This window comes from Selenomonas ruminantium subsp. lactilytica TAM6421 (genome assembly GCF_000284095.1).
Lineage (GTDB): Bacteria > Bacillota > Negativicutes > Selenomonadales > Selenomonadaceae > Selenomonas_A > Selenomonas_A lactilytica.
In genome coordinates this window covers 130,214-142,541 of record NC_017068.1, presented here as the reverse complement: position 1 = coordinate 142,541, position 12,328 = coordinate 130,214, and the positions used below count along the sequence as shown (strand labels likewise).

General features: G+C 51.0%; 5 protein-coding genes, 17 tRNA genes and 4 rRNA genes. 1 reads left to right on the top strand and 25 read right to left on the bottom strand.

What is annotated here, in order from left to right; genetic code table 11:
* Positions 1–43 precede the first annotated feature (43 nt).
* From SELR_RS00700 to SELR_RS18740, 24 genes are all read right to left on the bottom strand, one after another.
* Positions 44–129 (bottom strand) — tRNA-Leu (locus SELR_RS00700).
* Between the two features lie 5 nt (positions 130–134).
* Positions 135–221, bottom strand: a tRNA-Leu gene (locus SELR_RS00695).
* Between the two features lie 91 nt (positions 222–312).
* Complete coding sequence (locus SELR_RS00690; protein ID WP_014423274.1) at positions 313–888, bottom strand: xanthine phosphoribosyltransferase; 576 nt, start codon at positions 886–888, stop codon at positions 313–315.
* A 17-nt stretch (positions 889–905) separates the two neighbouring features.
* Positions 906–2,267, bottom strand: a complete 1,362-nt coding sequence (locus SELR_RS00685) for a uracil-xanthine permease family protein (RefSeq protein WP_014423273.1) — start codon at positions 2,265–2,267, stop codon at positions 906–908.
* A gap of 102 nt (positions 2,268–2,369) precedes the next feature.
* Positions 2,370–2,455, bottom strand: a tRNA-Leu gene (locus SELR_RS00680).
* 55 nt (positions 2,456–2,510) lie between these two features.
* Positions 2,511–2,597, bottom strand: a tRNA-Leu gene (locus SELR_RS00675).
* A gap of 23 nt (positions 2,598–2,620) precedes the next feature.
* Positions 2,621–2,709 (bottom strand) — tRNA-Leu (locus SELR_RS00670).
* A gap of 18 nt (positions 2,710–2,727) precedes the next feature.
* Positions 2,728–2,801: transfer RNA gene (locus SELR_RS00665), tRNA-Gly, on the bottom strand.
* 14 nt (positions 2,802–2,815) lie between these two features.
* Positions 2,816–2,891: transfer RNA gene (locus SELR_RS00660), tRNA-Thr, on the bottom strand.
* A gap of 10 nt (positions 2,892–2,901) precedes the next feature.
* Positions 2,902–2,977 (bottom strand) — tRNA-Phe (locus tag SELR_RS00655).
* Positions 2,978–3,016: 39 nt separating this feature from the next.
* Positions 3,017–3,093 (bottom strand) — tRNA-Asp (locus tag SELR_RS00650).
* 6 nt (positions 3,094–3,099) lie between these two features.
* Positions 3,100–3,175 (bottom strand) — tRNA-Val (locus tag SELR_RS00645).
* A gap of 6 nt (positions 3,176–3,181) precedes the next feature.
* Positions 3,182–3,257 (bottom strand) — tRNA-Lys (locus SELR_RS00640).
* 7 nt (positions 3,258–3,264) lie between these two features.
* Positions 3,265–3,339 (bottom strand) — tRNA-Glu (locus SELR_RS00635).
* An 8-nt stretch (positions 3,340–3,347) separates the two neighbouring features.
* Positions 3,348–3,423: transfer RNA gene (locus SELR_RS00630), tRNA-Lys, on the bottom strand.
* Between the two features lie 6 nt (positions 3,424–3,429).
* Positions 3,430–3,506: transfer RNA gene (locus SELR_RS00625), tRNA-Gln, on the bottom strand.
* A gap of 24 nt (positions 3,507–3,530) precedes the next feature.
* A tRNA-Asn gene (locus tag SELR_RS00620) sits at positions 3,531–3,606 on the bottom strand.
* Between the two features lie 26 nt (positions 3,607–3,632).
* Positions 3,633–3,749, bottom strand: a 5S ribosomal RNA gene (rrf, locus tag SELR_RS00615).
* 4 nt (positions 3,750–3,753) lie between these two features.
* Positions 3,754–3,870, bottom strand: a 5S ribosomal RNA gene (gene rrf, locus SELR_RS00610).
* Positions 3,871–3,941: 71 nt separating this feature from the next.
* A 23S ribosomal RNA gene (locus tag SELR_RS00605) occupies positions 3,942–6,858 on the bottom strand.
* Positions 6,859–7,026: 168 nt separating this feature from the next.
* Positions 7,027–7,103: transfer RNA gene (locus SELR_RS00600), tRNA-Ile, on the bottom strand.
* Between the two features lie 4 nt (positions 7,104–7,107).
* Positions 7,108–7,183, bottom strand: a tRNA-Ala gene (locus SELR_RS00595).
* A gap of 90 nt (positions 7,184–7,273) precedes the next feature.
* Positions 7,274–8,834, bottom strand: a 16S ribosomal RNA gene (locus SELR_RS00590).
* The 16S, 23S and 5S rRNA genes sit together here with 15 tRNA genes alongside, the layout of an rRNA operon.
* A 225-nt stretch (positions 8,835–9,059) precedes the next feature.
* Positions 9,060–9,350, bottom strand: coding sequence for a hypothetical protein (locus SELR_RS18740; protein WP_014423272.1), 291 nt, complete (start codon positions 9,348–9,350; stop codon positions 9,060–9,062).
* A gap of 45 nt (positions 9,351–9,395) precedes the next feature.
* Between SELR_RS18740 and SELR_RS00580 the strand changes: the two genes are divergently transcribed.
* Positions 9,396–10,160, top strand: a complete 765-nt coding sequence (locus SELR_RS00580; RefSeq protein ID WP_014423271.1) for a TSUP family transporter — start codon at positions 9,396–9,398, stop codon at positions 10,158–10,160.
* A 242-nt stretch (positions 10,161–10,402) separates the two neighbouring features.
* Here the strand turns inward: SELR_RS00580 and SELR_RS00575 are convergent, their stop codons facing one another.
* The gene (locus tag SELR_RS00575; protein ID WP_014423270.1) at positions 10,403–12,316 is read right to left on the bottom strand and encodes a fructose-bisphosphatase class III; all 1,914 of its coding nucleotides are present in this window, start codon (positions 12,314–12,316) and stop codon (positions 10,403–10,405) included.
* Positions 12,317–12,328: the final 12 nt, after the last annotated feature.

Below are 12,328 nucleotides of genomic sequence, written 5' to 3'. Positions count from 1 at the left end.
TACAAGAAAAGCTCAGACAATCTGTCTGAGCCTGAAATGCAAATGGTGCGGTCGATGGGACTTGAACCCATACGTCTTGTGAACACTACCCCCTCAAAGTAGCGCGTCTGCCAATTCCGCCACGACCGCGAATATGGTGCGGACGAGAGGACTTGAACCTCCACGATGTCACCACCACTAGTACCTGAAACTAGCGCGTCTGCCGATTCCGCCACGTCCGCTTATTCAATTGCCTTCGGTGAAATCACCGAATCAACGAAAATTATTATAAGCCACTTTGGGATATCTGTCAATAGTTTTTTTGCAAAAACTTCAATCTTCCACAAATTTTATCTGCTCGTTTTCCAGGGAAGCAATTCTGGCCAGGGATTCAACCCGGTAGCCGGCATCCCGGACGCGCTGCGCCCCCTGCTGGAAGGATTTTTCGATGGCAATGCCGATACCTACGACCTTGCCGCCAGCCTGCTCCACAATATTGGCCAGACCTAATGCCGCATTTCCGTCTGCCATGAAATCGTCGATGATCAGGATATTCTCCCCGGCCTGCAGGAATTTCTTGAGCACATAGACCAGCTTGGCTTCTTTTTTGGTATAGGAAGTGATGGGGCAGGTGTACATATCCTCCTGCATCAGCAGGGAAGGATTCTTGCGGGCAAAGACCATGCGCGTTTTCAGCTCATAGGCCACAGCCATGCCAATGGCAATACCCGAGGACTCGATGGTCAGTACCTTGTCGATCTTCACATCGGCGAAACGGCGCACGAATTCCTTGCCCATTTCCATGGTGAACTCGGGATCGATCTGATGATTGACAAAGGAATCCACCTTCAGGATATTTCCCGACAGGCAATGCCCCTCTTTCAAAATACGCTCTTTCAATAATTCCACGATATAAGCTCCCTTTCTTAATGGTTATCAATAGCCGGCTCCAGCACTTCTTCCTCATCTTCCTGCTGCGCCACTTCCATATTAGCCGGCAGGAAGGTATCCAGCAAAATCGCCACCACATAGACCACCGCCACACAGTTGCCGCTGAATACATCCTGCACCAACTGCGGGAAAACATGCCAGATAGCATTTTCCGAGGCCGTAGTGGTGCCGATGCCGATGGAAAAGGACAGCGCCGCAATGGTGACATTGCGCTGGGTCATCTGTACCCGGCTCATCATCTGAATACCGCTGACCATGATAGAACCGAACATCATGATCGTACAGCCACCTAATACCGCATCGGGAAGAGAAGCAAAGAACGCTCCGATGGGCGGGAAAAGCCCCGCAATGATCATGGCCATCGCCCCGGTCATGATGGCAAAGCGATTCACGACCTTCGTCATGGCAATCAGGCCGACGTTCTGACTGAAAGAGGTAATGGGTGAACAGCCAAAGAGCGCTGCCACGGAACTGCAGAAACCATCACAGGCCAATGAACCGGAAATCTCCCGCTCGCGGACATCACGCTTGAGGCCGACAATTGCCATCGCTGTGGTATCGCCAATGGTTTCCGCCGCCGAGACCAAAAAGATAATGCCAATGGAAAAAATTGCCCCCAGATGGAATTCCGGTGCGACCGGCAAAAAGTTCGGCAGTGCGATGATATTCCCGCCGAACACCGCCGAAAGATTGATCTTCCCCATGCAAAAGGCCAATACATAACCCACAACCAGACCGACTAATACAGACAGCTGCTTATGATACCCCTTGGCAAAAGAAGAAAACAACAGGCAGGTAACCAGCGTCACCGTACCCAAAAGGAGATTGTCCAAAGAACCATAGCTGTCATTGTAGCCACCGCCAAAGGAACGGATGCCAATGCCCAGCAGCGAGAAACCGATGGTCGTCACCACAATGGAAGAAACGATGGGAGAAATCAAGCGCCGCCAATATTTGGCCATAAGCCCTAAAGTTCCTTCAAAAATACCGCCGACAATAATAGCACCGACTACGGCACCATAGCCGAAATTCGCCGCCACGAAACAAATTGCGGTCACAAAGGTAAAACTCACCCCCATGACGATGGGCAGCCGCGCGCCCACCTTCCACAATGGGTATAACTGCACCAACGTCGCAATGCCCGCCACAAACATGGCATTCTGCACCAGCATGGCCGTCATGGCCTTGTCAAAACCTGCCGCCCCGGCAATAATGACAATGGGTGTCAGGTTAGCTACGAACATGGCCAATACGTGCTGCAAGCCAAAAGGTATGGCTGCTCCCAGAGGCACGCGGCCATCGAGCTGGTAAATGTTCGCGATACTCGCTTCTTTCATGTGTTTTCATCACTCCTGCAAAATGATATGAATATATATATAAAAAAAACTTGTTCTACGAAATCTATATCATAGAACAAGTCTTGTGTTCAAAAAACAAAATGGTGCGGTCGATGGGACTTGAACCCATACGTCTTGTGAACACTACCCCCTCAAAGTAGCGCGTCTGCCAATTCCGCCACGACCGCGAAAAAAATAAGCCCCCGAAAGGACACCACCAGCCCAAAGGCCTGAATATAAAAATGGTGCGGACGAGAGGACTTGAACCTCCACGATGTCACCACCACTAGTACCTGAAACTAGCGCGTCTGCCGATTCCGCCACGTCCGCATGATAAACTATGTAATTTTAAGTGGTGCCGAGGACCGGAATCGAACCGGTACGGTTGTTTCCAACCGACGGATTTTAAGTCCGTTGCGTCTGCCAGTTCCGCCACCCCGGCAGTTAAACAATCTGCATATGGAGCGGGTGATGGGAATCGAACCCACGTGACCAGCTTGGAAGGCTGGGGCTCTACCATTGAGCTACACCCGCATAGTATCAAATAGTGGAGCTGGCGAGAGGAATTGAACCCCCAACCTGCTGATTACAAGTCAGCTGCTCTACCAATTGAGCTACACCAGCCTGAAAAAAATGGTGCCTTCGAGCGGAATCGAACCACTGACACGGGGATTTTCAGTCCCCTGCTCTACCAACTGAGCTACAAAGGCACATATATATATTTAACGCCCGCAGGCGTTAATATCAAGTGGCGACCCGAAGGGGACTTGAACCCCTGACCTCCGCCGTGACAGGGCGGCATTCTAACCAACTAAACTACCGGGCCATAAAATGGTGGGCGATAACAGGATCGAACTGCTGACATCCTGCTTGTAAGGCAGGCGCTCTCCCAGCTGAGCTAATCGCCCATATAATGGTGACCCACCACGGAATCGAACCGTGAACCTACTGATTAAGAGTCAGTTGCTCTGCCAGTTGAGCTAGTGAGTCATGATATTGGTGACGCGTATGGGATTCGAACCCATGAAGCCGCCGTGAAAGGGCGGTGTCTTAACCACTTGACCAACGCGCCATATTTATTGGTGGCTCACCCGGGATTCGAACCCGGGACACCCTGATTAAAAGTCAGGTGCTCTGCCAACTGAGCTAGTGAACCATTATCTGGCTGGGGTAGCTGGACTCGAACCAGCGGATGCGGGAGTCAAAGTCCCGTGCCTTAACCGACTTGGCTATACCCCAATCACCCCAGAGGTATATCATAATTGGCTCCCCGAGCAGGATTCGAACCTGCGACATATGGATTAACAGTCCACCGTTCTACCGGCTGAACTATCGGGGAAGCATAACTCCTAAAAAGGAGTTCTTAACTGGCAACGCCCTATCCTCCCAGTCCGTCTCCAGACAAGTACTTTCGGCGTACGAGTGCTTAACTACTGTGTTCGGTATGGGAACAGGTGGAACCACTCGGCTATCGTCACCAGATTCAAACCAGCAACGCCCTATCCTCCCAGTCCGTCTCCAGACAAGTACTTTCGGCGTATGAGTGCTTAACTACTGTGTTCGGTATGGGAACAGGTGGAACCACTCAGCTATCGTCACTGGATATTGAAGTTGAATGTTATGCACATTCAAAACTATACAGAAGAAATTTCAATGTCGAACATTCTAGTCTTGAAAGATAAGCCCTCGATTTATTAGTATTGGTCCGCTGCATGCCTTACGGCACTTCCACTCCCAACCTATCTACCTTGTCTTCTTCAAGGAATCTTACTGGATTACTCCATGAGATACTTCATCTCGGGACAGGCTTCACGCTTAGATGCTTTCAGCGTTTATCCCTTCCGGACGCAGCTACCCAGCTATGCTTCTGGCGAAACAACTGGTACACCGGCGGTCCGTCCACTCCGGTCCTCTCGTACTAGGAGCAGCTTCCCTCATGTATCTTACGCCCGCGATGGATATGGACCGAACTGTCTCACGACGTTCTGAACCCAGCTCACGTACCACTTTAATGGGCGAACAGCCCAACCCTTGGGACCTGCTTCAGCCCCAGGATGTGATGAGCCGACATCGAGGTGCCAAACCTCCCCGTCGATATGGACTCTTGGGAGAGATTAGCCTGTTATCCCCAGGGTAGCTTTTATCCGTTGAGCGATGGCAATTCCACTCTCATTCCACCGGATCACTAAGCCCTACTTTCGTACCTGCTCGACGTGTCTGTCTCGCAGTCAAGCTCCCTTCTGCCTTTATACTCTTCGCGCGATTTCTGTCCGCGCTGAGGGAACCTTTGGACGCCTCCGTTACTCTTTCGGAGGCGACCGCCCCAGTCAAACTGTCCGCCTGCCACTGTCCCCGAAGTCGTTAGTTTCAGGGTTAGATTCCTAACACGCAAAGGCTGGTATCCCAACATTGACTCCCTACAATCTGGCGACTGTAGTTCTCCGTCTCCCAGCTATCCTGTACGTTACATGCCAAAAATCAATGACAGGCTGCAGTAAAGCTCCATGGGGTCTTTCTGTCCAGTCGCGGGTAACCTGCATCTTCACAGGTATTTCAATTTCACCGGGTCCCTCGTTGAGACAGTGCCCAAGTCGTTACACCTTTCGTGCGGGTCGGAACTTACCCGACAAGGAATTTCGCTACCTTAGGACCGTTATAGTTACGGCCGCCGTTTACTGGGGCTTCAATTCCGAGCTTCACCTTGCGGCTGACCCGTCCTCTTAACCTTCCAGCACCGGGCAGGTGTCAGCACCTATACGTCAGATTTCTCTTTAGCAGGCACCTGTGTTTGTGGTAAACAGTCGCTTGGGCTTCTCTTCTGTCGCCGGCTCCAGCTCCAAGAGTAAATCTCTTCACCAGCTCCGGCCATCCTTCTCCCGAAGTTACGGATGCATTTTGCCGAGTTCCTTAACGAGGGTTTTCCCGCGCACCTTAGGATTCTCTCCCCGCCTACCTGTGTCGGTTTTGGTACGGGTACATGTCGTCTCGTTAGAAGCTTTTCTTGGCAGTGTAGTACGTCTGAATTTGACTTGCTCCGAAGAGCGCATCTATCTATCGGTTCTCAGCCTTACAGTTGGGGGATTTGCCTCCCAACCAGCCTACCGCCTTCGACTGGCATTTCCAATCGCCAGCTCAGACTCCTTGCTGCGTCACTCCATCCTCAAACAACTCCATGCAGTACAGGAATTTTCGCCTGTTGTCCATCGCCTACGCTTGCTGCCTCGGCTTAGGTCCCGACTTACCCTGGGACGACGAGCGTTGCCCAGGATCCCTTAGGCTTTCGGTGGGCCAGATTCTCACTGGCCGTTTCGCTACTCATACCGGCATTCTCACTTCCATACGCTCCAGCTGTCCTTCCGGTCAACCTTCAACGCACATGGAACGCTCCCCTACCCATGCTTGCGCATGCCGCGACTTCGGTTCTGTACTTGAGCCCCGGATATTTTCGGCGCAGGGCCTCTCGACCAGTGAGCTATTACGCACTCTTTAAATGGTGGCTGCTTCTGAGCCAACATCCTGGTTGTTTAGGAAGTCCTACATCCTTTTCCACTTAGTACAGCATTGGGGACCTTAGTCGGCGGTCTGGGCTGTTTCCCTCTTGAATACGGGTCTTATCACTCGCATTCTGACTCCCAGGTTCTTCTCATAAAGCCATTCGTAGTTTGACTGGAGTTGGTATCCATTACAGACCCGCGTCCGATCAGTGCTCTACCGTCTTTATGTGTCGCCTGAGGCTAGCCCTAAAGCTATTTCGGGGAGAACCAGCTATCTCCACGTTCGATTGGCATTTCACCCCTATGCACAGCTCATCCCAAAGTTTTTCAACACTCACGGGTTCGGTCCTCCACTCATTTTTACCTGAGCTTCAACCTGGCCATGCATAGATCACTGTGGTTTCGGGTCTAATCCATGTAACTTGCGCCCTGTTCAGACTCGCTTTCGCTTCGGCTCCGTGTCTTCCACTTAACCTCGCTACATAAATTAACTCGCCGGTTCATTCTTCAATAGGCACGCCGTCGCTCATATAAAGAGCTTCGACTGCTTGTAGACATACGGTTTCAGGTTCTATTTCACTCCCCTCCCGGGGTTCTTTTCACCTTTCCCTCACGGTACTATGCGCTATCGGTCGTTCCGTAGTATTTTGCCTTGGATGGTGGTCCACCCTGCTTCCCACAAGGTTTCACGTGTCTCGTGGTACTCTGGATACCGGCCCATTGGACAACTTTTCGCTTACGGGGGTTTCACCTTCTGTGCCGCTCCTTCCCAGAAGCTTCAGCTAAATTGTCTTCCTTTTATGCCGGTCCTCAACCCCGGGTGTCCGAAGACTCCCGGTTTGGGCTCTTCCCTGTTCGCTCGCCGCTACTGAGGGAATCTCTTTTGATTACTTTTCCTCCGGTTACTTAGATGTTTCAGTTCACCGGGTGTGCCTCCTAAAACTAGGTAATACGACATGACTCGTATTGGGTTGCCCCATTCGGACATCCATGACTCACAGCCTACTTGCGGCTCCTCATGGCTTTTCGCAGCTTATCGCGTCCTTCATCGGCTCGGAACGCCTAGGCATCCACCATATGCCCTTGGTAGCTTAACTTTCGTTTGCTTTTAAGGTATCACATGTTTGTGTGATGTCTATGCTTTAGAATCCTAAAATGTTCGTTCAACCTTCTGTTTACACTGTCGTGTAGACCATTGGTTAAAATTGATACATTTTGATTTCTTCTGTGTAGTTTTCAGTGTACATATACCATTTGTTTTTTAATGGTGGGCCTAAATAGACTTGAACTATTGACCTCACGCTTATCAGGCGTGCGCTCTAACCAGCTGAGCTATAGGCCCATAATGGTGGAGACGAGGAGAATCGAACTCCTGACCCCCTGCTTGCAAGGCAGGTGCTCTCCCAGCTGAGCTACGCCCCCATTATGGTATTCATTTTTAGAGAGATTATTCTCTCAAAACTAGACAATGCAAAAGCCAAATGCTCCGACCTAAGATTTTGTAATCCTTAGAAAGGAGGTGATCCAGCCGCACCTTCCGATACGGCTACCTTGTTACGACTTCACCCCAGTCATCGCCCCCACCTTAGACGGCTGCATCCTTGCGGTTTGCCCACCGGCTTCGGGTGTGAATGACTTCCGTGGTGTGACGGGCGGTGTGTACAAGGCCCGGGAACGTATTCACCGCTGTATGCTGACCAGCGATTACTAGCGATTCCGACTTCATGCAGGCGGGTTGCAGCCTGCAATCCGAACTGGGAGATGGTTTATGGGGTTCGCTTGCCCTCGCGGGTTCGCTGCTCTCTGTCCATCCCATTGTAGTACGTGTGTAGCCCAGGACATAAGGGGCATGATGACTTGACGTCATCCCCGCCTTCCTCCGCGTTGTCCGCGGCAGTCTCATTTGAGTTCCCACCATAACGTGCTGGCAACAAATGATAGGGGTTGCGCTCGTTGCGGGACTTAACCCAACATCTCACGACACGAGCTGACGACAGCCATGCACCACCTGTTTTCGTGTCTCCGAAGAGAGGGATCTATCTCTAGATCTTTCACTCAATGTCAAGCCCTGGTAAGGTTCTTCGCGTTGCGTCGAATTAAACCACATACTCCACCGCTTGTGCGGGCCCCCGTCAATTCCTTTGAGTTTCAGTCTTGCGACCGTACTCCCCAGGCGGAATGCTTATTGCGTTAACTCCGGCACAGAAGGGGTCGATACCTCCTACACCTAGCATTCATCGTTTACGGCGTGGACTACCAGGGTATCTAATCCTGTTCGCTCCCCACGCTTTCGAGCCTCAGCGTCAGTTACAGTCCAGAAAGCCGCCTTCGCCACTGGTGTTCCTCCTAATATCTACGCATTTCACCGCTACACTAGGAATTCCGCTTTCCTCTCCTGCACTCAAGAAAGACAGTTTCAATCCCATCACGGGGTTGAGCCCCGCACTTTTAAGACTGACTTGCCTTCCCGCCTGCGCTCCCTTTACGCCCAATAATTCCGGACAACGCTCGCCACCTACGTATTACCGCGGCTGCTGGCACGTAGTTAGCCGTGGCTTCCTCGACGGGTACCGTCATTGCGAAAAACTATTCGCATTTCGCACATTCGTCCCCGTCAACAGAGCTTTACGAGCCGAAACCCTTCTTCACTCACGCGGCGTTGCTCCGTCAGGCTTTCGCCCATTGCGGAAGATTCCCCACTGCTGCCTCCCGTAGGAGTCTGGACCGTGTCTCAGTTCCAATGTGGCCGTTCATCCTCTCAGACCGGCTACTGATCGTCGCCTTGGTAGGCCGTTACCCCACCAACTAGCTAATCAGACGCAGACCCATCGCAAAGCGATAGCTTACAAGTAGAGGCCATCTTTAATCAGTCTCCCATGCGGGAATCTGACAACATTCGGTATTAGCAGTCCTTTCGGACTGTTGTCCCCATCTTTGCGGCAGGTTGTCTACGCGTTACTCACCCGTTTGCCACTCGACTCTCAAAAGCAAGCTTTCAATCGTCTCGTTCGACTTGCATGTGTTAAGCACGCCGCCAGCGTTCGTCCTGAGCCAGGATCAAACTCTCCATAAAATATGAAGAACTTAATCAAGCTCTAATTATCTATAAAAGAAATTGCCGATTGCTATGTTGTTCATACCAATCGATGTTTTAATAAGAAACTAAAAGTTTCTTCAAACATCTGGCTTAATCATGTTGCATGATTATTTTGCATTGTTTAGTTTTCAAAGAACAATCTTGCGAAGCGCTTCTTTCGAAGTGCTTGTCGCTTCAAGCGACCCATTTATCTTATCACTATCAGATCAGCTTGTCAAGAACTTTTTTGAAGTTTTTTCGAAGCTTTTTGGAACGTTCCAGCGGCCTGCCACTCAAGGCTTGCTTGGCTGTTTCGTTGCCGTGTCTGTCAGCGACTTGTATTATATTACACGAGTTTGCCTCACCTGTCAACACTTTTTTTGAACTTTTTTCGATTTTTCCTAAAAAAGTCTGATAAACAAGGCCGGAGGGTGGGGAGGGAATAACTTTCGTCAGCCTGCGGCTGCCACCTTCCCCAGAGGGGAAGGCTTTTGAATCGATATCTGTTGCCAAACAATCAGTCTCCGTAGTATCCTAATTTCAAGGAGGATTGATTATATGGAATTTTTAGATCTGGGCACAACAGCCTTTTTGGTCTTCTTCGGCTTTATGGCAGCCTTTATCGACTCTGTGGTCGGCGGTGGGGGACTGATCTCTATCCCAGCCCTTTTATGGACCGGCCTGCCCCCGGTGCTGGCTTTAGGCACCAATAAATGTGCCGCTGTCATGGGTGCCCTGACCAGTTTTATTACCTTTGTAAGGTCAGGAAAAGTCGATGGCTATTTAATGAAACGACTTTTCCCGCTGTCTTTTTTAGGCTCGGCCTTAGGTGTGCTGGCCGTACAAATGGTTCCCCCGGACATTCTCCGCCCGCTGGTTATCGTCATGCTGGTTGCAGTTCTGATTTACAGTATCTGTAAAAAAGACTGGGGCAAGGAAAACAAATACGCCGGCATGTCCACCAGATTGCTGCTGCTGGCTGGTCTTGTTTCATTCGCCCTTGGCTTCTACGACGGCTTCTTCGGTCCCGGCACCGGCTCTTTCCTGCTCTTCGCCTTGCTGACCGTAGGTTTTGACTTTCTGGGCGCCGCCGCCAATGCCCGTACTCTGAACTTTGCCAGCAATATCTCCGCCGTAATCTTCTTCGGCACGCTGGGGCAAATCGAATACGCCTACGCCATCCCCATGGGCCTGTCCATGATTGCCGGCGCCTACTGCGGCAGCACCATGGCCCTGAAAAAAGGCGTAGGCTATGTGCGCCCCCTCTTCATCATCATGACCACAATCTTGATTGGCAAGTTGGCAATGGACTTGTTACGCTAACAGGGTACCACCTTCGGCGACGGTGAGGGAATCTTCCTAAGCGAAGCGTCTGACAGTTGGCGTTAAGAAAATAGTTTTTGCCCACCACAATAATAACGGGAACCATCTTTGTTTGAACGCAGTGAGTTTAGATGGTTCCCGTTATATATTTGGCAAAAATTATTTTTAGCCAGCAGTCTGAGCGCAGCGTGGAAGATTCCCTCGCCGTCGACGCATCGCATAATCATAGTATAGTAAGGTAACTATTCTTGCGGCTTGATCAGACCATTCTGATAGGCCAGCAAAAGATTGTACAGATCCGTAATCTCGTCCTGTATAAGTTTCCCTTCATCGGTATCCCCCAGCGTTGTCCGCCTGGCCTGTAATTCCACCGTTTCCGACACGGATTCAATATCCTGGTTTTCCCGCAGGGCCTCCCGCACATCCGCAATCTTTTGATGCTGCAGGAGCCGCAGGCCACGGGAATTGGAAATCAGGGTATAGCCGGAGATTCCCGTCTTGCTATGATAAGCCTTGCAAAAACCGCCGTCAATGATGATAGCCCGCCCCCCTGCCTTGACAGGCGATTCGCCTTTTTTGACCTTGACCGGCACATGTCCATTGATGATATGCCCCTTATCCGGATCAAGACCAAACTCCTTCAATACCATAGCACAGGTCTTTTCACTGTCAATATATTTGAAATAAGGATCTGATGGCTCCTTCCATGTGCTCTCATCGGGAATATAAGCCCGCTCAAAAGTTTTGAACTCCCGTCCGGATACGGGTGACAGCCGCCCGCACCAGAGAAAATACATGAAATCCACCGCACTCGCCGTATGATGCAGATAAGCCTCCCGGGCCATGCGGTCGCAGTAATCAAACCAGGCACGGCCTTTCAGCTCCTGCCCGCCATAGGACACAGATCGCATCGTACCATCCTCATTGAGCAGCACACAGCCATGGAACAGCAGATTGCCATTATAGCGGGTATAGAGACTGCCCTTCTGATAGAGATAATCCACATGCTGCTGCAATACCGCACTTTCCAGGAAATACGATTTCAGGTCCGCAATAATGACCGCTTCCTTCTCCGTCAGCTGATAGGGATCAGCGCTATCCTCGTCAATCGTGGGGAAATAAGCACTCTCCAGTTCATAGCGCTTGCCATCGCCCAACACCGCATGGGACGAACGGAAGTCAATCTTATCGAGAAGCAGCCGGCTGTCCATCTGATATTCCGGATGCCGGCGAATAAGTTGGCCTTCCAGCTTGAACATCATCATCGTGATGGCCTTTTCCGCAGCCTTGATGGGGTTGGCATCCGGATAGCTGCGGGAAGCGAAGGTGGTCAAGGGGCGCAGGCTGATGCCATAGCCCCGCTCCAATACATCTGTATTATTGTAGCGCAGGGAATTGCGCACCACCGCCGCGATACAGGTTTCATTGCCTAGTGCCGCGCCCATCCAGAGCACATCGTGATTGCCCCATTGGATATCCACCGAAGGATGCTTCATCAGCAGATTCAAAATGGCATCCGGCCGATTTCCCCGATCAAAGAAGTCGCCCACAATATGGAGCCGGTCCACCGCCAGCCGCTTTATGAGCACCGTAAAGGCCTCGATAAAATCCGCCCCGCTGTCAATCTGCACAATGGTATTGAGCAGCCGTTTATGATAGACAAACTGCGCATTATCCGCCTCAGGCCGGGTGTTCATGAGCTCGACGATAACCGACTCATACCGTTTCGGGATGAAGCCATAGACCTTGGAGGCCGGATATTTATAGCTCATGAGCTTGGACAGCTCCAAAAGCTGTGACAGATTCTTCCTGTACCATTCCAGCGTATTCTTATGGTCATTGGTAATCTGCTCAATCTTTTCTTTCGGGTAATAGATCAAAGTACAGAATTCTGCCTTCTCCTCCTCACTGAGCCGTTCACCGAAGACATAATCCACCTTCTCCCGGATAACCCCGGAACAATTGTTGAGGATATGAAAGAAAGACGCATACTCCCCATGCAGATCGCTCATGAAATGCTCAATGCCCTTAGGCAGGGACAGCCGTGACTGCAAATAAATCAATTGCTCATATACAGATTCCTTGGTGGGATATTTCTCCGCCAACAGCCGCATGATCTTATTCGGCCTGCCCTTAACTGCTGTGCCGCGTACCATCTTTACCGCCCC

Bases quoted from the DNA above. Each gene is read 5' to 3' on its own strand.
- SELR_RS00580 (WP_014423271.1), top strand. From the start codon at position 9,396: ATGGAATTTTTAGATCTGGGCACAACAGCCTTTTTGGTCTTCTTCGGC.
- SELR_RS00575 (WP_014423270.1), bottom strand. From the start codon at position 12,316: ATGGTACGCGGCACAGCAGTTAAGGGCAGGCCGAATAAGATCATGCGG.
- SELR_RS00685 (WP_014423273.1), bottom strand. From the start codon at position 2,267: ATGAAAGAAGCGAGTATCGCGAACATTTACCAGCTCGATGGCCGCGTG.